Origin of the sequence: Bordetella sp. N (assembly GCF_001433395.1) — a bacterium.
GTDB lineage: Bacteria > Pseudomonadota > Gammaproteobacteria > Burkholderiales > Burkholderiaceae_B > Bordetella_C.
The window spans coordinates 6285409-6305571 of record NZ_CP013111.1; the positions used below are offsets into that span (position 1 = coordinate 6285409).

At 65.5% G+C, this 20163-nt stretch carries 20 protein-coding genes; 7 read left to right on the forward strand and 13 right to left on the reverse strand.

Translation table 11 applies throughout. The features are described 5' to 3' along the window. Positions 1-42: 42 nt before the first annotated feature. Both ASB57_RS27145 and ASB57_RS27150 read right to left on the reverse strand, forming a co-directional pair. A complete protein-coding gene (locus ASB57_RS27145) occupies positions 43-858 on the reverse strand; it encodes an aldolase/citrate lyase family protein (protein ID WP_057654988.1) in 816 nt (271 codons plus the stop codon). Positions 859-889: 31 nt separating this feature from the next. Further along, complete coding sequence (locus tag ASB57_RS27150; RefSeq protein WP_057654989.1) at positions 890-1885, reverse strand: tripartite tricarboxylate transporter substrate binding protein; 996 nt, start codon at positions 1883-1885, stop codon at positions 890-892. A 283-nt stretch (positions 1886-2168) separates the two neighbouring features. Between ASB57_RS27150 and ASB57_RS27155 the strand changes: the two genes are divergently transcribed. Beyond that, a complete protein-coding gene (locus ASB57_RS27155; protein ID WP_057654990.1) occupies positions 2169-3251 on the forward strand; it encodes a LacI family DNA-binding transcriptional regulator in 1083 nt (360 codons plus the stop codon). Here ASB57_RS27155 and ASB57_RS27160 read toward each other — a convergent pair. Next, the gene (locus tag ASB57_RS27160; protein WP_197424849.1) at positions 3241-3969 is read right to left on the reverse strand and encodes a GntR family transcriptional regulator; all 729 of its coding nucleotides are present in this window, start codon (positions 3967-3969) and stop codon (positions 3241-3243) included. The two genes, ASB57_RS27155 and ASB57_RS27160, sit on opposite strands and share 11 nt — an antisense overlap. 174 nt (positions 3970-4143) lie before the next feature. On the opposite strand from ASB57_RS27160, the gene ASB57_RS27165 reads away from it, so the two are divergent. Together ASB57_RS27165 and ASB57_RS27170 are read left to right on the forward strand one after the other, a co-directional pair. Then, positions 4144-5286: a mandelate racemase/muconate lactonizing enzyme family protein gene (locus ASB57_RS27165; RefSeq protein WP_057654992.1), complete on the forward strand. Its 1143-nt coding sequence runs from the start codon at positions 4144-4146 to the stop codon at positions 5284-5286. 135 nt (positions 5287-5421) lie between these two features. Then, on the forward strand, positions 5422-6405 hold the full coding sequence (locus ASB57_RS27170) for a tripartite tricarboxylate transporter substrate binding protein (RefSeq protein ID WP_057654993.1): 984 nt from the start codon (positions 5422-5424) through the stop codon (positions 6403-6405). Here ASB57_RS27170 and ASB57_RS27175 read toward each other — a convergent pair. Then, positions 6399-6731, reverse strand: a complete 333-nt coding sequence (locus ASB57_RS27175) for a DUF2322 family protein (protein ID WP_057654994.1) — start codon at positions 6729-6731, stop codon at positions 6399-6401. The genes ASB57_RS27170 and ASB57_RS27175 overlap by 7 nt on opposite strands. A 183-nt stretch (positions 6732-6914) precedes the next feature. Between ASB57_RS27175 and ASB57_RS27180 the strand changes: the two genes are divergently transcribed. Then, positions 6915-7745, forward strand: coding sequence for an oxaloacetate decarboxylase (locus ASB57_RS27180; protein WP_057654995.1), 831 nt, complete (start codon positions 6915-6917; stop codon positions 7743-7745). Positions 7746-7849: 104 nt separating this feature from the next. On the opposite strand, the gene ASB57_RS27185 is transcribed toward ASB57_RS27180, so the two are convergent. From ASB57_RS27185 to pepE, 7 genes are all read right to left on the reverse strand, one after another. Beyond that, complete coding sequence (locus ASB57_RS27185) at positions 7850-8959, reverse strand: porin (RefSeq protein ID WP_057654996.1); 1110 nt, start codon at positions 8957-8959, stop codon at positions 7850-7852. Positions 8960-9106: 147 nt separating this feature from the next. Further along, entirely contained in the window at positions 9107-9943 is an 837-nt protein-coding gene (locus ASB57_RS27190; protein WP_057654997.1) for a heme ABC transporter ATP-binding protein, read from the reverse strand. Then, a complete protein-coding gene (locus ASB57_RS27195) occupies positions 9943-10893 on the reverse strand; it encodes an iron ABC transporter permease (protein ID WP_057656480.1) in 951 nt (316 codons plus the stop codon). Before ASB57_RS27195 ends, ASB57_RS27190 begins: the two co-directional genes overlap by 1 nt. Positions 10894-10978: 85 nt before the next feature. Further along, positions 10979-11824, reverse strand: a complete 846-nt coding sequence (locus tag ASB57_RS27200; RefSeq protein WP_057656481.1) for a hemin ABC transporter substrate-binding protein — start codon at positions 11822-11824, stop codon at positions 10979-10981. Positions 11825-11965: 141 nt separating this feature from the next. Continuing rightward, entirely contained in the window at positions 11966-13246 is a 1281-nt protein-coding gene (locus tag ASB57_RS27205) for an MFS transporter (protein ID WP_057654998.1), read from the reverse strand. Positions 13247-13336: 90 nt separating this feature from the next. Then, positions 13337-14776, reverse strand: a complete 1440-nt coding sequence (locus ASB57_RS27210; RefSeq protein ID WP_057654999.1) for an NAD-dependent succinate-semialdehyde dehydrogenase — start codon at positions 14774-14776, stop codon at positions 13337-13339. Between the two features lie 215 nt (positions 14777-14991). Further along, positions 14992-15681 carry a dipeptidase PepE gene (gene pepE, locus ASB57_RS27215; RefSeq protein WP_057655000.1) on the reverse strand — a complete coding sequence of 230 codons (690 nt, stop codon included), beginning with the start codon at positions 15679-15681 and terminating at the stop codon, positions 14992-14994. Between the two features lie 271 nt (positions 15682-15952). Here pepE and ASB57_RS27220 point away from each other — a divergent pair, with 271 nt between their 5' ends. From ASB57_RS27220 to ASB57_RS27230, 3 genes are all read left to right on the forward strand, one after another. Then, on the forward strand, positions 15953-16522 hold the full coding sequence (locus ASB57_RS27220) for a hypothetical protein (RefSeq protein WP_057655001.1): 570 nt from the start codon (positions 15953-15955) through the stop codon (positions 16520-16522). A gap of 131 nt (positions 16523-16653) precedes the next feature. Then, entirely contained in the window at positions 16654-17328 is a 675-nt protein-coding gene (locus ASB57_RS27225) for a hypothetical protein (protein ID WP_057655002.1), read from the forward strand. A gap of 83 nt (positions 17329-17411) precedes the next feature. Next, the gene (locus tag ASB57_RS27230; protein WP_057655003.1) at positions 17412-18302 is read left to right on the forward strand and encodes a glycosyltransferase family 9 protein; all 891 of its coding nucleotides are present in this window, start codon (positions 17412-17414) and stop codon (positions 18300-18302) included. Here ASB57_RS27230 and ASB57_RS27235 read toward each other — a convergent pair. Together ASB57_RS27235 and ASB57_RS27240 are read right to left on the reverse strand one after the other, a co-directional pair. Next, entirely contained in the window at positions 18295-18984 is a 690-nt protein-coding gene (locus ASB57_RS27235; RefSeq protein WP_057655004.1) for an RraA family protein, read from the reverse strand. The two genes, ASB57_RS27230 and ASB57_RS27235, sit on opposite strands and share 8 nt — an antisense overlap. 98 nt (positions 18985-19082) lie before the next feature. After that, entirely contained in the window at positions 19083-20162 is a 1080-nt protein-coding gene (locus tag ASB57_RS27240; RefSeq protein ID WP_057655005.1) for a C-terminal binding protein, read from the reverse strand. Position 20163 lies beyond the last annotated feature (1 nt).

The window sequence follows — 20163 nt, forward strand, 5'->3', positions numbered from 1 at the left end:
GGTCTCCTCCTGGGTTTTTTCTTACGGGGTGGTGCCGTTGCGTCAGTACTGGCTGCCCGGTCGTTTGGCGCCTGTCGCGGCACCCAGATGCTGGGCGAAGCGCGCGGCGACGTCATCGGCCGCCTTGCGCAGCAGCACCTGGTCCGTGGCCACGGCGACGAACAGGGCACCCAGGTCCAGGCAGGCACGGGCACGCTGTTCGTCTTGCATCAGTATGCCCGGCGCCTTGCCGCAGGCGCGGATGCGCCGGATGGCGTCGTCGATGGCGGCGGTGACCTTGGGATGCTGCAGTTCGCCCGGATGACCCATGCTGGCGGATAGATCGGCGGGACCGATGAAGATGCCGTCGATGCCGTCCAGCGCGGCGATGGCCTCGATATTACCCAGCGCTTCTTCGGTCTCCACCTGGACCAGCAGGCACAGTTCCTTGTCCGCTTCACGCACGTAATCCCCGTCGCGCCCGAAATGGCTGGCGCGCATGGTGCCGCCCATGCCGCGGATGCCGTGCGGCGGGTAGCGCATGGCGGCGACGGCGGCGGCCGCTTCATCGGCGTTCTGCACGAAAGGCAGCAGGAGCGTCTGTGCGCCGATGTCCAGGTAGCGCTTGATCAGCACCGCATCGTTCCAGGCGGGCCGCACCACGGCGGACGCCGGCCGCCGCTGCTCCGCCGCGACGGCCTGCAATTGCTGCAGCATCAGCGGGACGTCGCTGGGCGTGTGTTCGGTATCCAGCAGCAGCCAGTCGTAGCCGGAACCGGCGACCAGCTCGGACACGTAAGGGCTCGCCAGGGTGGACCACAGACCGATCTGCGGCTGGCCGGCACGCAGCGCGTGCTTGAAGGAATTATGCAAAGGCATGGTGGGCTCGCTTTATGTTCGGAGGGGTTTTTCAATCGATATGCACGTTGCCGGCGCGGATCACTTCGCCCATGGACTGGTGGTCCTTCTTCAGGCGCGCGGCGAAGGCGTCCGGCGTCGACGACAGGATTTCGAAGCCCTGGGCTTCCAGCGGTTGGCGGAAGGCGGGGTCGTCGAGGATCTTGCGCATGGCCGTGTTCAGTTTTTCCACGATGGGCGCGGGCGTGCCGGCGCGCACCAGCATGCCGCTCCAGGCCACCGATTCGACGCCGGGCAGGCCGACCTCGGCCATGGTGGGCACGTCGGGCAGCAGGGGCGAGCGTTTGGTGTCGGCCACCGCCAGCACGCGGATCTTGCCGGACTTGTGGAAGGGAATGACCGCCGACAGGTTGTGGAACATCATGGGTATCTGTCCGGCCAGCACGTCGTTCAAGGCGGCGGGTCCGCCTTTGTAGGGGATGTGCATCAGCTGTATGCCGGCCTTGCTCTGGAACTGCAGGCCGACCAGATGCATGGTGTTGCCGTTGCCGGCCGACCCGAAGGCCAGCGCGCCTGGCTTGGCGCGCGCCGCGGCGATGACGTCGGCCACGGAGCGGTAGGGCGTCTGCGCGCCGACCAGCAGCACGTTGGGGGTCTGGTTGGTAAGCGTCAGGGGCAGGAAATCCTTGACCGGGTCGAAGCCGGCGTCCTTGTATAGATGCGGGTTGACCGCGAGGGTGCTGACCGAGCCGTAGAAGATGGTGTAGCCGTCGGCTGGCGTGATGTGCGCCACGTTGGCGGCGGCGATGTTGCCGTTGGCGCCCGGCCGGTTGAGGATGATGACCGACTGCCCCAGGGCCTTGCCCAGCGCCTGGCCGAAGGGGCGGGCGAACTGGTCGGCCGCACCCCCGGCGGGTTGCGGGACCACGATGGTGATGGGCTGGCTGGGGTAGTCCGTTTCGGCGGCAGCCGGCCGGGGCAAAAGGGCGGCGGCGGTCAGGACGAGGGCGGCGGCAAGAACGGCGCGCGCGTGGGCGGTCGAAGGCATGGGTTGTCTCTCCACGGGTCTTGATCGTCCCGGGCGGTCGGCCTCAGGCGATCTGGTTATATGTATATGGAACCGGTTTCATCTGTCGCTCGAAAAAACGCCGAGGGCATTTCGCAACGGCGTGATTTCCCAGGACAAAGGCGGTGAGACCCGCCTCGCTCCGGCATCTACTGGCATGTAGATGAAACCGGTTCCATGGCAAAAGTGTATTATTCCTTCTCGCGGGTCGTCAATCGGTCATCGCCCGATCTGGCCGCCCTGCCCATCGCCCTGCCAGGAATCCATGACCACCGACGCGCCGGACGAAAGCGCTGCCCGCCGCCGGGGACCACGCCCCAAACTGCTGGCCACTACCAACCGCGACATCGCCCGCCTGGCACAGGTGTCGGTGGTGACGGTGTCGCGCTATTTCAATTCGCCCGAGCTGGTGTCGGAGGGCGTGCGCGAGCGTCTGCGGGAGGTCATCGCCCAGACCGGCTATGTGCCCAGCCAGGTGGCGCGCCGGCTGGCCTCGTCCAAGAGCGGCGTGGTGGGCGCCGTCATGCAGAACGTCGGCAGCCCTACGTTTGCGCGCGTCGTGCAGGGCATCACCGAGGTGCTGGACCGGCAAGGCCTGCAATTGTTGCTGGCCAGCAGCGATTACCTGCAGCATGCCGAAGCGCGGGCGATACGGACCTTTCTCGGCTGGCACCCGAGCGCCCTGATACTCACCCGCGGCGACCATGCGCCCGACATCGAGGCCTTATTGCGCGGCACGCGGGTGCCGGTGGTCGAGGCCTGGGACCTGACCGATGACCGGCCTTTTCACCAGATCGGGTTCCGGCAGCAGGACGCCGGCGCGCTGGTGGCGCGCCACTTCCTTGAACAAGGCGTCAGGCATGCGCGGTTCGTGCTGCCGGCCAGTGCGCAGGACAGCCGCGCGACACGGCGTGGCGACGGCTTTATCCAGGCCATGCGCGACGGCGGTGGCCAGGCCGTCGCCGTGCGCGCTGCCGCGGTCGACGACTTTGCCGCCGGCGAGGCCGCCATGGCCGCCTTCGCGGCCGAGCCGCCGGCGACGCGTCCGCGTGCGCTGGCCTTCGCGAACGACAACATGGCGATGGCAGCGGTTCTGCGCGCGGCTGCCTATGGCTTGCGGGTGCCGCAAGACTGCGGCGTCGCAGGCTACGGCGATGCGCAAGTCGCGACGATGCTGTCGCCCGCGCTGACCACGGTGCGCCCGGATCCCTATGCGATCGGCGCCGCCGCGGCGCAGACGGTATTGCGGCTTATCCAGGGGAGCGGCGCGGAGGCGGACGGCACGGTGGTCCGCCAGGAAGTGCCCTGCGTGCTGGTGGCACGCGCAAGCAGCGCCATCACGGCTTGAGGTCGATTTCCAGCCGGATGGCATCGCCGCGGTAGGTCACTTCGGCGTAATAGATCACCTGCCCATCGGGCCTGCGAAACACGCGGCGGACTTCCGCGGTGGGCGAGTCCCGCGCGATCCGCAGAAAGGACGCGGTTTCGGCGCTGGCCGTGCCTATCGTCAGCGTCTGGTGTGCCTGCGCGATGTCGACCTCGGGATGTTCCAGCAACACCAGCACGACGGCCCGTTCGCGAAAGCGCAGCGGGCATAGCGCGTAGACCGAGCGCGCGATATAGAGCGAAATCAGGCAGTAGGGACGGCCTTCATGCATGTGCAGGCGGCGCATGTAGACGTAGCCTTCATCCATGCCCGGCTCATCCAGGGGCAGCGGACGAGGATCTTCGTCCATGGCCAGGATGGTGGGCTGCAGATCCCGGTAGGTGTCGCCCAATTCCTGCAGGGAACTGGCCAGCGGCGCCGTGCGTATGGGCAGCGCCGCCTCGGTGACATAGGTGCCTTGCCCGCGATGGCTGGTCAGCAGTCCTTCGCCGACCAGCAATTGCACCGCCTGACGGGCCGTCAATCGCGCCACGCCGAAAGCGTCCGCCAGTTGCTGCAGCGATGGCAAGGCCTGGCCGGCCGGCCATTCGCCGCCGCCGATGCGCTTGCGGAGTTGATCGGCGAGCACCACGTACCGGGGGATGGGGCTATCGGGGATTGCCTTGGGATGTGCAGACATATAAAAGTATAGTACTCTGGACTTGTAGATTTTATCAGAATTCGGCGCCTTGGGAGACACGCTAGGCCACTCGTCCATTCAAGCGGCTGGGCGGCCAACCGTCCTGCCCATGCGCTTCCAAGCAAACGAGACAGGGCCGGGGTGCCGGCTCGGTCCACCTGACGATACGCGCATATGTCCCTGGATCACACCTTTGAAATCGCCCGCCTGGAAACCTTTGTCCTGCGGGTGCCATCCGAACCGCCGGTGCGGACATCGTTTGGCATCATGCATGACCGTCCGGCCGTGCTGGTACGCGTTACCGGCGCCGACGGCGTCCAGGGTTGGGGCGAAGTATGGTGCAATTTTCCAGCCGTCGGGGCGGAGCATCGCGCCCGCCTGGTCGACAGCTGCGTCAAGCCGCTGTTGCTGGGCCAGTCCTGGGCGACGCCGCAGGACTGCTACGACAGCTTGACCGAGCGCCTGCGCATCCTGGCCATCCAGTCCGGGGAACCCGGCCCCCTGGCCCAGGCCGTGGCGGGTGTCGATACCGCGATCTGGGACATGATCGCCCGCCGGGAAAAGTGCCCGCTGTGGCAGTTACTGGGGGGCGCGCCGACGATCAACGTCTACACGTCGGGCATCAATCCGGACCACCCGGAGCGGATTGCCGAAGCGAAGGCGCGGGAAGGTTATACCGCCTTCAAGCTGAAGGTGGGCTTCGGCGATGAGCGCGACGAAAGCAATATCCGGGCGCTGCGCCAGACCATGGGCGCGGACGCGACCTTGATGGTGGATGCGAACCAGGCCTGGACGCTTGCCCAGGCCGCGCGGATGGCGGGGCGCCTGGCCGCTTACGGTGTCGCGTGGCTGGAGGAACCCTTGTCGGCGGACACGCCATGGCCAGTCTGGCGCGAGCTGACGGATGGGGCGCCCTTGCCCATCGCGGGCGGGGAAAACCTGCGCGGCCGCGAGACCTTCGTCGAAGCCATCGAGGCCGGCGGCTTGTCGGTGATACAGCCTGACCTGGGCAAGTGGGGCGGGCTCAGTGCCTGCCTGCCGGTCGCACGCGACGTCCTGCGCCTGGGCCGCACCTTCTGCCCGCATTGGCTCGGCGGCGGCATCGGCCTGACGGCGTCCATGCATTTGAAAGCGGCGGTCGGTGGCGCGGGCTATGTCGAAGTCGACTCCAATCCCAATGCCCTGCGCGACTGGTTGGTGCCGCCGGACTATGCCGTCAAGGACGGCAAGGTCACCTTGTCCGGCGAGCCCGGCCTGGGCGTGACGCCGGACCTGGAACGCCTGCGTCCTTACATCGTCGCTTCCCACGGTGCCTGAGGCAGCGCGACCAAACTCATATCGTCATCAACGCGTTCATGGATGGCGGCGCCGTATAGGCAAAACCCAGCTGCAAAACTCATCTGCAAGGCCCATCAAAACAAACGACATCGCAATAACGCGAGGAGACAAACCATGAAATTCGCTGCCCTGTTGAGCAGTTGCCTGGTGGCATGCGCCGCCGCGGCCGTGCCGGCCCACGCCGCGTCCCAGTGGCCGGACCGGCCGGTCAATCTGATCGTGCCCTATCCCGCCGGTGGCGGCGTCGATCCGGTGGCTCGCCTGGTGGGGCAGAAGTTGTCCGAGCGTTGGGGACAGCCGGTGATCGTGCAGAACAAGGCCGGGGCAAGCGGATCCATCGGGGCATCGTTCGTGGCGCATTCGCGCCCGGACGGGCTGACGATCATGATGTCGGCGACGGCTGAAGTGGTGATCAACCAGTTCATCATGAAGCAGATGCCCTATGACCCGGAGAAGGACCTGGTGCCGGTGACGCTGGCGGTACGCCTGCCTTTCGTCCTGGTGACGCAACCGAAGCAGCCGTATTCCAACGTGGCGGAACTGATCGCCTATGCGAAGCAGCACCCTGGCAGCCTGACCTACGCGTCGTCCGGCACGGGGACGCCGCAACACCTGGCGGCCGTGTTGCTCGAAGAGCTGGCCGGCGTGAAGATGACGCACATCCCCTACAAGGGCGTGGCGCCTTCGATCAGCGCGCTGCTGGCCAGTGAAGTGAACATCGGTTTTGCCGGCCTGCCCACGGGGTTGCCGTATATCCAGAGCAAGCAGTTGAAGGCGCTGGCCGTATCGTCGGCCAAGGCCGCGAACGCCGCGCCGGACATTGCGCCGGTGTCAGCCACGCCGGGCCTGGGCAAGTACGACCTGACGCAATGGTTCGGCGTGTTCGTGCCGGCGGGAACGCCCGATGAGGTGGTTCAGCGCCTGCAGAAGGATGTCCACGACGTGCTGCAGATGCCCGAGGTGCGCAAGAACCTGATGGCGCAAGGGGCGGAGCCGAGCGGGATGGCGACGGCCGATTTCCGCGCCTTCGTTCAGGAAGAGCGCAAGAAGTTCGCGGAAATCGTCAAGGCCGGGAACGTGACCGCGGGCGATCAGTAGATCTTGATGCTGAGCGGCTCGGCGCCGGCGGCGATTTCCAGCAGGCGGTCGACGTTGGGGTGAGCGCCCGGGCGGTTGCGCGCATCGGTGGTGATTTCCGCGAACACAGCCAGGCCGTGTTCCGCCGCCTTGGCGTCCAGCTTGCCGAACGCTTGATGCAGATACTGGTAGACCGCCAGGGAACCCAGCTTGCCGGGCTGATGGGGAATGTCCGCCACCACGGTGCCCTTGGCATCGACCAGATCGATGCGCGCGACCCCATCGATGGACGGCAGTTGCTGCAGATTGTCCTTGAACACGGGGCCGGCTTGAATGACTGGAAGCATCGCTGATTTCCTGAATGGTGGTTGACCTGCAAACCCGGTCTACGAACCTGGTCTGCAAAAACGCCATGTTATCCGAGGAACGTCGGGGTCATTCAAGCGGGCGGCGCGGGCTGATCTATGATGCCGCTAGCTGATCCATGATTCGCGATTGCTGAATCCTTGTCCGTTCCCCGGAGTCCATTCATGACCAGATCGATTGCTGAAAAGCGTGCGGTGTTTCGTGGCTTGCATGACCATGGCTGCTTCATGTTGCCGAACCCCTGGGATGCGGGCAGCGCGGTCTACCTGGCCAGCCTGGGCTTCAAGGCGCTGGCGACGACCAGTTCGGGCTACGCCTGGTCCAAGGCGCGCGCCGATAATCACGTCACGCGGGACGATGTGCTCGCGCATCTGCGTGACCTGGTCGCGGCCACGGATCTGCCGGTGAATGCGGATTTCGAGAACGGCTTCGGCGCGGACGCTGACACGGTGGCGGAGAGCGTGCGGCTGGCGGCTGAAACCGGTGTGGCCGGCCTGTCGATCGAAGATTCGACGGGGGCTGCCGACGGATCCCTGTTTCCGCTGGACGTGGCGGTGGCGCGCATCAAGGCGGCGCGACGCGCGATCGACGAGAACGGTGGCGATACCTTGCTGGTTGGCCGCGCGGAAAATTTCTTCACAGGTAAGCCGGATATCGATGACGTGCTGTTGCGTCTGCGGGCTTATGCCGACGCGGGCGCCGATTGCCTGTACGCGCCCGGCATCAAGACCCGCGCGCACATCGAAGCGGTGGTCAAGGCCGTGGCGCCCAAACCGGTGAATGTGTTGGTGAGCGCACCATCCGAATTTACCTTGCAGGATCTGGCCGCGCTGGGCGTGCGCCGCGTCAGCGTGGGAGGCGCGCTGGCGCGCGCGGCCTGGGCCGGCGCCATGCGAGCCGCCGAGTCCCTGGCGCAAGGCAATTTCGATGGTTTCGCCGATGCCGCGTCCGGCGCGCAACTCAATAAGCTGTTCACTGACCAGCGGCCAGAATAAGCAGTCACCCAGGCGATAAGCGCAAGCAATAGGGCAAGCAACAGGGGAAAGAAACGCCCGCGTTGCGGGCGTTGCCTGGCCTGCCTTCAATCGGCTGCCTTCAATCAGAAGCGGTGCTTCATGCCCACCATGAACTGGGTGGCGTGCCAGTCCTGTTTGAACCAGGCGCCGTCCAGATAGGCCAGCGACGTGTACAGGTTCGTACGCTTGCTGATGTCCTGGGTGTAGCCGACGCTGTACACCTTCTGGTGATGGGCGCGCCTGCCGTCGGTGGAGCGGACGTTGTGGTTGGGATCGTTGAACTGCACCTGGCCGAGCAGCGTGCCCACACCGAGGTCATAGGACGCGCCCACGGTATAGCCGTTTACTACGCCGCCACGGAAAGTGGCTTGCTGGCCGGCGTTGTTGGGATGCACCCCATTGATGTAAGCGTCGCGGTGCTGCGCCCAACCCGCATGGAGGGTGACCGGGCCGAAGGACGTCTTGCCGCCAAGACCATACTCTTTTGGCGACACGTTGAAGTGTTCGCCGTTCGTCCTGGTCAGCGATTCCAGCGAAGTCTGTTGATAGTAGGCCACCACCTTCCAGGTATCGCCGCCGTAAGCCAGGGCGCCGCTGATCACGCGGTCCTTGGCGTTCTTGTCGAGCAGTTCCTTGATAAGCACGCGATCTTCGTTCTGCGCCAGATGCGCGTCGAAGGAATAGCTGAGCCGTGCCTCGAAGCCGCCGACATCGGGCGAGATGTACTTGATGGTGTTGTCGGCGCGCGGTGTGGTGTTGCTGTTGACCGCGCTGCCGAGGCCCGCCAGTTTGTAGCTTGAGCCGAAGGGACCGAAGACCTCGGTCAGGTCAGTGGCGGCGAGGGTCTGGCGGCCCATGCGAAGTTCGCCGAAGTGGCCGCTAAGACCCAGCCAGGTGGTACGCCCGAACACGCCGCGTTTGCGATTGGGCTGCGTCCCGTCCATGCCGTTGAAGCCGCCTTCGAGCTGGAAGTTGGCGCGCAGGCCATCGCCCAGGTCTTCCGATCCGCGCAGGCCGAAGCGTGACGCGCCTTGGCCGCCGCTGATCAGGCCGTTCCGGGTGCCCACGCCTTTGATGTTGAGATATTGATAAGCAGCGTCGATGACGCCATACAAGTTGACTTCGCTTGCCGAATGCGCCGGCATGGATACGCTGGACGCGGCAAGAGCGAATGCGATCGGATAACGTTTCATGTTTTGGTTTCCCTCTGAGTGAGTTGATTGCGTCAGACGCAGCGCGCACGCAGAGGGCTATGTGGAAGGCGTTCGAGCGAACGTTCCGCGGCGATTTTTCGGAATTTAATTACGCGGCGGGATACCGAGAAGTCAGGACTTTTCGGTTTATTCGCGCGTGAGCACCAGCAGCTTGCCTGCCTGGCGCGGATGCGGCATCACGTCCGCATCAATGTCATACACAACGCGCAATAACTCAGGCGTCAGCACCGTGGCGGGCTCGCCTTCAGCCGCGACGGTGCCGCCGGCCAGCAGTACGAGGCGGTCGCACCAATACGCCGCCAGGTTGATGTCATGCACGATCACCAACACGCCCAGGCCATCCTGATGCGCCAGGTTCCAGGCCGTGCGCAACAACTCGATCTGATGCTTGGGATCGAGACTGGAGATGGGTTCATCCAGCAGCAGATAAGGCGCCGCGCTCCTGTGAGTCGTGCCTGTATGAGCCGCGCTCTCATGCGCCGCGCCATCATGCATGGCGGCGCGGCATTGCGTCAGCACCCGCGCGAACTGCACGCGTTGTTGCTCGCCGCCGGACAGCTCTGGATAACGGCGTTCGGCCAGATAGCCCACGCCGGCCTGGTGCAATGCCTCGTCGACAAGCACGTCAACGTCCGCGGGGCTCAGCTCGGGAAAAGGATAGGCGCCCATCGATACGACATCGCGCACACCCAGGTCGAAGGTCAGTGAAGGCTTCTGCGGCAGCACGGCCCGCCGGCGTGCCTGCTTGCGCGCGAGCAGGCCATGCAGGTCGGCGCCGTCCAGGGCAACCTTGCCCGCGTCCGGCCGCAGTTCACCGGCCAAGGCCGCCAGCAGGGTGGACTTGCCGGCGCCGTTGGCGCCCAGCAAGCCGACGACGCTGCCTGGACGGATCGTCAGCGAGACCTGGGTCAGCACGCGGGTCTGGCCGCGCGCCACGTCGATGTTGTCAGCCTGCAGCGCCATCAGAATCTGCGTCCTCGCGCCAGCAGCCACAGGAAGAAAGGACCGCCGACCAGGCTGGTCACCAATCCGATAGGCAATTCCGCCGGGATCACCGCGACGCGGGCCAGCCAGTCGGCCAGCAACAGCGCCAGCGCGCCCGCCAGCACCGACGCGGGCATCAGGCGGCGATGATCGGCGCCCAGGGTCATGCGCACCAGATGCGGCACCACCAGTCCGACAAAACCGATGCCGCCGGTGGCGGCCACCAAGGGGCCCACGACCAGCGCGGTGGCCATGATCAGCCGGCGCCGCACCGACGTCAGGGCGTAGCCCAGATGGCCGGCCTCGCGCTCGCCCAGCAAGAGCGCGTTCATCACGCGCCACTGGCTGATCAGCCACGCCGAGCACAACAGGGTCCACGGCGCCAGGAAAGCGAGCACGCGCCAGTTGGCGCCCGCCAGGCTGCCCATATTCCAGAAGGTCAGATCGCGCAGCTGGTTGTCGGATGCCAGATACGTCAGCAGGCCGATCAAGCTGCCGGCCACGGTGTTGATCGCCACCCCCGCCAGCAGCAAGCCGGCCACGCCAGGCGCGCGACGCCCCACGGCGTAGGCACATGCCGTCGCGGCCAGGCTGCCGACGAAGGCCGCGGGCGCGATGACTGCATAGCCGCCGCTGGTGAGCACGATGGCGGCGACGGCGCCCAGCGCGCCGCCGGCCGAAATGCCGACCAGGCCAGGCTCGGCCAGCGGATTGCGAAACAGCGCTTGCAGGGACGCGCCGCAAACGGCCAGGCCCGCGCCCGTCACCGCGGCGAACAGCACGCGCGGCAGGCGGATGTTGAGCAGGACATTGCGCCACAACTCGTCGTCGGGCTTGATCAGCGTGTCGGACCAGAGCAGGCGCAGGGCATCAGCGGTGGGGATATGCACCGCACCGCTGGCCGCGGACAGCAAGGCCACCACCACCACTGCCAGCGCCAGGCCCACCAGCGCGGCCGACACGCGGCGGTCACCGTGCTGCGCGGCTACCCGTCGCGGGGAGTCCTTCGCCACCTCAGGCGGGCGCGCGGCTGGACCGTTGGCGAGCGACACAGTCCGTTTCCTTCAACTGGCGTATGGCTTGCGGCAGGCGCGGGCCGGTGCCCAGGGCGAGCAGGTCGTCCATGACGACGATGCACGAAGCGGCCGGCGTGCCGGCGATGCCGGGCATGGCCCGCAGCTTGTCCAGTCCGCCGGAGGCTTCCAGAGACGTGCTGGTGATGACCAGCACGCGTGGCGCCAGGGCGGTGAAGGCTTCCGCCGAGATGGGTTTGTACCCTTGCTGGTCTTGCAGCACATTGCGCAAGCCGGCCAGCCGCAGGACCAGGCCGGCTGCGGTGCCGCCGCCTGCGCCTTGCGGCGTGCCCGTGCGGTTCATGATCAGCAGGGCCGGTGCATTGGTGGTGGGTAGCGCCTGCGCGGCTTGCAGGTCGCGGTCGACCGTGGCGATCAATTGCTTGCCGGCGTCAGCGGCGCCCAGCACCTGCGCGATCTGGGTGATGCGCTTGTGCAGCGATTGCACTGACGGCTGATCCGAAACGGTTTCGACTCGCACACCGACACTGGCCAGTTGCTTGAGCGCGGAAGGGGGGCCGGCCTGGTCGGAAGCCAGCACCAGATCCGGCTTGAGCGCCAGCACGCCCTCTACTGGCGTGGCGCGGTAGTAGCCCACGCGCGGCAGCTTGGTGGCTGCCTCCGGGTAGAGGCTGGAAAGGTCGTCGCCGACCAGGCGATTGCCCTGTCCCAGCGCATAAACGATTTCCGTGACGCTGCCGCCCAGGGTCACGACGCGCTGCTGCGCCTGGGCCTGTACGGACCAGGCCAGACAGGCGCCCAGGAGAAAGGCCGTCGCTCGATGCATGATGATGTTGTCCAATTCGTCAGCGGCGGCCGCTGTCACCAAAGGGAAAAATGACAGCCGCTACCGAGTCGTTACTCTTGGCGCTAACGATAGCAGTTCTCAATAGAGCGTGCCGCCACGGGTTTCTATTATTAACGCCTATTAATGCGCCTGGTCGCTTGCGGGTGCGCCAACTGTTGAATCCATCATCGACCCGCGTATCAGGTCTTCGGTCACCCGTATCTCCACACCCGTGGGCGACATCTGCGCGGCGGGCTCGAAAGGCGCCACCGGTGTCGGCGCCGGCGATTGCTGGCGGCGGCGCAGGAAGAACAGCGCCATGCACAGATTCAAGGCGGCCATGGCCCAGAAGAGGCCGGCCGAGCCGACGCGGCCCATCAGCAGGGAGATGAGCAGCGGGCTGATCGCGGAGCCGATCGAGTTGACCAGCAACAGGCCCTGGATCATGCGCACCAGGTCCTCCGGGCCGGCCTTGTCGGCGGAGTGGCTGACGGCCACCGGGTAAATGGCAAAAATCCCGCCGCCCAACAGGAACAGCGGCAAGGCCAGGAAGGCCGGCGTGCTGGGCAGCATCAGGATCAACAGCGAGTCGACCAGGCACAGGAAGCCCAAGGCGATCAGCACCGTCTGGCGGTCCTTGTGATCCGACCAGCGTCCGACCGGGTATTGCAGCAGCATGGCGCCCAGGATGGTGGCGGACATCAGGTTGCCGACCTCGTCGACGCTCATGCCCACGTGTTGCAGGTACAGCGGCAACAGCGTGTAGACGGCGGCGATGGCGACACCGGAGCCGAAGCAGCCCATGACGCCGGTCGAGGTCATGCGCAGCAAATCGCCAAAGCGCAGCGGCTGCACCCGTTCCATTACCGGGGAGATGCGCGGGATGATCACCATCGGCAACACGGACAGCGACGCCAGGATGCCGGCCAGGATGAAGGGAACCGTGGGTCCCGCGGCGTCGATGTCGCCCAGGATCAGCTGGCCCAGCATGGTGGAGCCGTATAGCGCGATCATGTACAGCGCCAGCAGACGGCCGCGCTGCTTGGGCGTGCCTGATAGCAGCAGCCAGCTTTCCACCACCAGGAAGACGCCCAGTGTGGCCCAGCCGTTCACCAGCCGCAGGATGAACCAGAACGTCGGGCTGGCGAACAGGCCTTGCAGCAGGACGCTGACGGAGATCACCGACACGAAGCCGCTATAGGCCCGGATATGCCCGACCCGCGCGATCAGTCGGTCATTGAAGAAACCGCCCAGGGTCAGGCCGATGAAATACGCGGAAGAGATCAGACCCACCGCCAGGGCGGAGGCGCCGGCGGCATCCAGGCGCAAGGTGGTCAGGGAGGAGATGAAGCCATTGCCGGTCGCAACGACGAACAGACCGAGGACCGGGGCAAGAATAGTGGTGAAGAGCTGCCCAAACATCACGGGTAAAAATCAAGGCGGTAATCAAATACGGGGCGCGCATCCTCAGATGCGCGCCCCGCTTACTAAAGCAAAAACGTTACTGCGCGATCAGACGCCGACGACCGACACGGCCTTCGTCACCAGGTACGCTTCCAGGGCTTCCGGGCCACCTTCCGAACCGTAGCCGGAATCCTTCACGCCGCCGAACGGCAGCTCGGCCGAAGGCGTGGCGGGCTGGTTGATCCAGACCATGCCCACTTCCAGGCGGCGCGACAGTTCGGTGACGTTCTTGAAGGACTTGGTGAACGCATAGGCGGCCAGGCCGAAGGGCAGGCGGTTGGCTTCCTTGATGGCGTCTTCCAGGTTCTCGAAGCTGCGCACCGCGGCGATGGGGCCGAAGGGTTCTTCGTTGAACACGTCGGCGTCCAGCGGCACGTCGGTCAGCACGGTGGGCGCGAAGAAGTTGCCCGCCGAACCGATGCGCTCGCCGCCGGTGGCGACCTTGGCGCCCTTGGCGCTGGCGTTCTTGACGATCTTGTCCATCGCGGCCAGGCGGCGGTCGTTGGCCAGGGGGCCCAGGGTGGTGCCGTCAGTCATGCCGTCGCCCAGCTTCAGGCTTTCGGCGTGCTTGATCAGCGCTTGTTCGAAGGCCGCCTTGACGTCCTTGTGGACCAGGAAGCGGGTCGGCGAGATGCAGACCTGACCGGCGTTGCGGAACTTGGCGCCGCCCGAGGCCTTGACGGCCAGTTCGACGTCGGCGTCTTGCGCCACGATCACGGGGGCGTGGCCGCCGAGTTCCATGGTCACGCGCTTCATGTGCTGGCCAGCCAGCGCGGCCAGCTGCTTGCCCACCGGCGTGGAGCCGGTGAAGGTGACCTTGCGGATGATGGGATGCGGAATCAGGTAGCTGGAGATTTCGGCGGGCGAGCCGAACACCAGGCCGACCACGCCCTTGGGCAGGCCGGCGTCCACGAAGCAGTTCAGCAGGGCGGCGGGCGACGCGGGCGTCTCTTCAGGCGCCTTCACCAGGAAGGAGCAGCCCGAAGCCAAGGCCGCGCCCAGCTTGCGCACGACCTGGTTGACGGGGAAGTTCCACGGCGTGAAGGCCGCCACGGGACCGACGGGTTCCTTGATGACCAGCTGCTGGGCGGCCGGGTTGCGGGCCGGGACGATACGGCCGTAGACGCGCAGGGCTTCGTTGGCGAACCAGTCGATGATCTCGGCGCCGGCGGCGACTTCGATGCGGGCTTCGGCCAGCGGCTTGCCTTGTTCCTGGGTCAGCAGGCGGGCGACGCTGTCGACGCGCTCGCGCAGCAACTGGGCGGCCTTGCGCATCAGGGTGCAACGCTCGTGGGCGGACATGTCGCGCCAGGTTTCGAAGCCACGCTGGGCGGCCGCGAGGGCCAGATCCAGGTCTTCCTTGCTGGCGTTGGCGACCTGGCCGATCTTGTTGCCGGTCGCGGGATTGACGACGTCTATGCGCTTGTTACCGCGCGCTTCGCGCCATTCGTTATCGATCAGGAGGAGAGTGTCGGGGTAACTGCTCATGGATGCTCCATACCTTTAGAGGAGAGTTCGGGTCACGATGTCGTTGTTGGTCTTGCTTTGCGCTGGCCGCGCCGGCCTACCCGGAGGGCGTCGCCTGCACCGCCTCGTAGGCTAACATTTTTGACGATCCGTCCGTAAGCGCTGAAGACCTTACAGACGACATGCCCATTCAGTCCGATGCAGGCCTGCGGCCATTGCCGTAGCGCGCGACGGCCTTATGCGGGCAGTTGCGCCGGCGTAGCCAGCTCCACGGGCTCCTTGCCGCCCTGGAGCAGGCGCGCGGGAAACGGGCCATCCAGGCTGATCTGCTTGCCACGCACGCGTAGCCAGTCCCCCTCCGGCAGGGCGACGATCTTTACTTCCGGGCGCAGCGCCATGAATTCGGCCAGGCGTTGGTCGCGGGTTTCGCCCTGGTGGCCGACCGGCAGGGCATTGGTGTAGTGGGGGTTGATCTGCACGTCGATCAGGCCCAGGGCGTCGAAGCCGCCCGGGTCGACGATGGGCATGTCATTGGTGGTGCAGATCGTCGGGCAGGCCAGATTCGAGCCCGCGCTCCAACCCATATACGGCAGGCCGGCGAAGGCGGCGCGGCGGATGGCCTGCAGCCAGCCGCGCTGTCTGGCCTGTTGCAGCAGCTGGAAGGTATTGCCGCCGCCCACGATGACCAGTTCGAAAGCATCGAGGTCGCCGGCCTTGACGGTATGCGCGCCCGTCACCGTCAGGCCGGCCGGCGCCAGCGCCTGCCGCACCTTGTCCGTGTATTCGTCCCAGGTGGTCGTCACGCCCGCGAAGGGAAGGAACAGCGCCTTGGTGCGCGCGCCCGCCAGTTCCCGCACGAGTTCGACGGCATGGTCCAGGTAGCCGCCGTCCGGCGAGCGCGAATTACTGAGCAGAAGAAGATTCATAAGTGCGGGGGAGTGACGGTAAAGACCTGAATTCTAGGCCGGTGTGAGAGGCGGCTGCGGCCAGGCGATGCCGCGGTCTCGAGGGCGGACGGGCAACAGCACCATTTTACCTAGGGAAAACCCTGGATCGGACGCACCACCGTACTCGCCAGATCCGGATAACGCAGCGGTGATGATCAAGGCGGATATTTGGTCCTGCCGTGGATGCGGGACGGGCGCGATGATTGCGCGCGTGTGGCGATCCCCCTGGAGTCAAACCGGAGCGGCCATCATGAAGAACGCTTATCCCATCATGCTCATCCGCCACGCGGAAAAGCCCACCCGCGACCCGCGCTACGCGGAGGACACCCATGGCGCGCGGGGCCGACACGGCTTGAGCACCCGTGGCGAGCGGCGGGCCCAGTTGCTGGCGGCTTATTTCACTTCTTCCGATGACGTGCTGCGCGAACGCGGCCTGTGCAGGCCGCAATTCATTTTTGGGGCGGCGACCAACGCGCAGCATCACAGCACACGGCCGGTGGACACGGTCATGCCGCTGGCGGTCGCCTTGAAGCTGGAAGTGCGGGACGACTTCAGTTCCGATCCTCCCTTCGACAAAGTGGCCGACACGCTGCACAACGCCGCGATGCAGGGGCCTGTCCTGGTCAGCTGGCGGCAGGATTCCCTGCCGGAGCTGGCCCGCGCGATCGGTGCGCGCGCGGTGCCGAGTGTGTGGCCACTCAGCCGCTTCGACATGATCTGGTTGCTGGAACGCCAGGACGATGAGTGGGCCTTGACGCAGGTGCCGCAGATGTTGCTGCCGGAAGATAGCGAAGCGCCGATCCGGCACGAGTTCGAGTAGCCGCGGGCGTTGAAACAGTTTGCTACCCGTTGCCCATCTTTTGGTCTAAACCGAATATCTTCTTGCCTCGCGGCGGGCGCCGTACGCGGGCGGCCTCTCGTACCTGTTTCCTCCACTCGAAGCCTAAGAAGATGCAAAAAGACCTCGATCGTGACCCGAGTAAGACCTTCGTTCCCCTGAAATGGCTGCGTGGCGCCAGTGTCGCCACGGCTGTCGTGATGGCCTTGGCGGCCGCCGCGCCGGCTTCCGCCGATGTCCTGCTGGCCCAGGCGCCGCCGGTGTCGGCGCATGGCGGCAGGGCGCCGGCCGCGCCGGCCGGTGAGCCCAGGGCTGCCGTGCCGCAGGGTGGGACCGCAGCCGGCGATCCCTTCGCCGCTCCGGTGACCAAGGGCCCGCTGAATCCCTATCAGGCGCGCCCGGCGCTGGAGCCGGTGCAGAAGACCATCATCCAGGACCAGGTCGCCTACGAGCGCTTGATGAACAACAGCGGCATTACCGTGCAATGGCTGTGGAGCGCCAAGCGGGGCCACCTGAAGGCGCAGGACGTCAACGACGTGGTCAAGCTGGAGGGCACGCAGGCCAATCATGAAGGCACTTTGAAGATCAATGGCGAGGTCGTGGCGATCTCGAAGGACCGCTTCCGCTTCCGCGGCACCATCCTGATCCTGGAGGCGCCCGACAAAGGCCGCCATTGCGAGCGTACCGGTGACTTCGATTTCCGCATCAGCGGCCAGCGCAAGTACTGGCGCCTGCAGCAGATGGAGTTCTGCGACCGTTTGACGGATTACGTCGACGTTTACTTCTAAAGCGACGTTACCCAACAATTGACCGACGGGCGGCGCTACACTGCGCTCGTTTGCTCCCCCCGGGCACCCCAGTCGGTCAAAAAATGAAAGTCGAGCGTTATGGCATTGCCTTGACCTGTGAAGGCATGGGCGATTGCCTCTATGCCATTCCTGTCATCAGGAAGCTGCATGCGGCCACCCGCGCAACGCGGGTGTACGACATCTTCACCAAGCAGCCGGGCCTGTTCGAGTCCTGTCCCTACGTGGACAGGGTCTATCCCTTTGCCGATGGTCCGCTGATCCAGGACTACTACCGCAACAACCGGCTGGTCCAGTTGTTCGATCTGAAGAAGTTCGAGCATTGGGCGCTGGACACCACGGATTTCATCAGCCTGCCCACGGGCATGGGCCAGCTGAGTTTCCGTGAAAAGCAGCTGGAGTACTTTCCGACGGAGCCGGACCGCGCCGAGGCCTTCGACGTGGTGCTGAACACGTCGCGCACCTGGCCCAGCCGCAGTTGGCCGCTGGCGCATTGGCAGCGGCTGGCGGATGAGTTGAGCGCGCGTGGATTATCGGTGGCGGTGGTGGGCAAGGACGTCAGCAGCACGTCGGACGGCCTGAGCAAGCAGTCACCGCCTTTGCAGGGCTGCCGCAATCTGGTCAACGCGCTGTCGCTGGACCAGACCTACTACACCATCGGCAAATGCCGCCTGTTCGTCAGCAATCAGAATGGCTTGTCGGTGCTGGCGGGCACGACCGATGTCGACATGGTCGTGCTCGACATGTCCATCGAATGGAGCAAGCGGGCGCTGTACCGGCAGGAAAACCCGCTGCACAAATTCGAGCTGGTCAAGGGCGACTGCACGATCTACTGCTGTAGCTCGGACACGTGCCCGGAGCCCAGCCATAAGGGCGAATTCAAATGCGTGCCGCCTTACGACCGGGTCCGTGCGTCCGTCTTCCGCAAGCTGGGCCTGACCGGCCCTGCTACTTGATCTCGAACTGGTGCCAGGCGTCGACCAGCTTGTCGTAGTCGAAATCCGGGCCGTTGAGTACCTTCAACAAGGTCGACTCCCGTTGCTGCACGCGGGCGATGGCGGCCGGGAGTTTTTCGATCAGGTCCGCGCGGATGACCACGCAGCCGTGCTGGTCGGCATGGATCAGGTCGCCCGGGCGCACCGGCAGGCCGAACACGCTGACCGGCGTGTCGAAATCGATCAGGTGCGCGAAGCCGGAGCCCGGTGTCACGTTGCCGCCCAGCAGCTGATAGCCTTCCGGCAAGGTGTCCAGATCGCGGATCGCGCCGTTGGTCACCACGCCGGCCACGCCCATGGCCTTATGCAAGGACGCATTGATCTCGCCCCAGATGGAGCCGACGCCAGGCCGGCTGCCGCAGTCCTCCATCACCATCACGGTGGGACGGCCAGCGGCGGCCAGGTATTTGTAATAGGCGAAGCGGCGCTCCATCATCACTTCATGGCCGTCAGTGCAGGGCTGCGATGAAATGATCTTGGCGGTCAGGGCGTAGCCGGTGAAAGGCGGCAAGCCGGGATTGGCCGCGATGACCGTATCCAGCGTGTAGTTCTTGCCCCGCAAGGTGGGATCCATGACGATCATGGCGTTGCAGACGGTGGGCGTGTCGATGCCGCGCAGGGCTTCGATGATGTGGAGGCTCATAAGGGTGTTCCTTGCTGCGAAAAGGAGGCCGGGCAAGCGCTGCAGGCCTTGAAGGTTATCGTTCACTGACACAGGGACGCAATCACACAGTCATGCAGTCAGGCGGCCGGCACCGTCGCGCCGGCCCTGGCCAGGCGCAAGGCTTCCTCGCGCGCCACTTCGTCCAGTTCCTTCTGGTTCACGCAGGCCCGGATGGTGCCGTGCCGCAGGTAGTCCATCAGATACGTGATCGAGAAGGTGCGGATATCCACCAGGCTGGCGGTGCTGTAGAAGGCGGCATGCGGCGTCATGATCAGGCGTTCGTCCAGCCACTCTTCTCCCCGGATCCAGGCGCTGATCAGCGGATCGTCGCGATCCAGCGGTTCCGTCTGGAACACGTCCAGACCCGCGCCGCCCAACTGCCCGCTTTCCAGCGCTTCCTTGATGGCGGCGAACTCGACGATATTGCCCCGCGCGGTGTTGATCAACACCGCGCCCTGCGGCAGCAGCCGGAGCGTTTCGCGGTTGATCATGAAACTGGTGTCCTTGGTCAGCGCCGCATGGATGCTGACCACTTCGCTGAATTTCAGCAGATCCTCCAGGCTGTCGAAGCGCTCCAGGCCGACGCCAAGCTGATGGCCTACCGGCAACAGCGGGTCATAGAAGGCGACGCGCATGCCGAAAGCCTTGAAGCGCAGCGCGGCCGCCGTGCCGATACGGCCCAGGCCGATGATGCCGACACGCAGGCCGGGCAGACGCTTCACCGACTTCAGCGAGCGCGCATCCCATGAATCATTGGAGCGGCGCAGACGCCGGTCATAAGCCTGTACGCCACGCAGCAGATTCAAGGCCAGCGCCACGGCGTGGTCAGCGACCTCCGTGGTGCCGTAGTCGGGCGTGTTCATGACGCGGATGCCCTGTTCGGCCGCCGCGCGCAGGTCGACGTGCCCGTAGCCCACGCCGCCCTGCTGGATGACCCGGCAATTCTTGAGCTTGCGCAGCGTTTCGCGTGGTAGCAGATGCGCGCTGCGGCAGTTCAACACCGCGTCGGCGCAGGCATAGGTCTCATCGTCGTTTTGCAGGGAGCCATTGACCGACTTGCGGAACAGCAGTTCGGCGTCGGCGCCGACGACGCGGGTTTCGATGTCCGGCTCATCGGTGAACAACGGGTCTATCACCAGGATCTTGGTTTTTGCCATG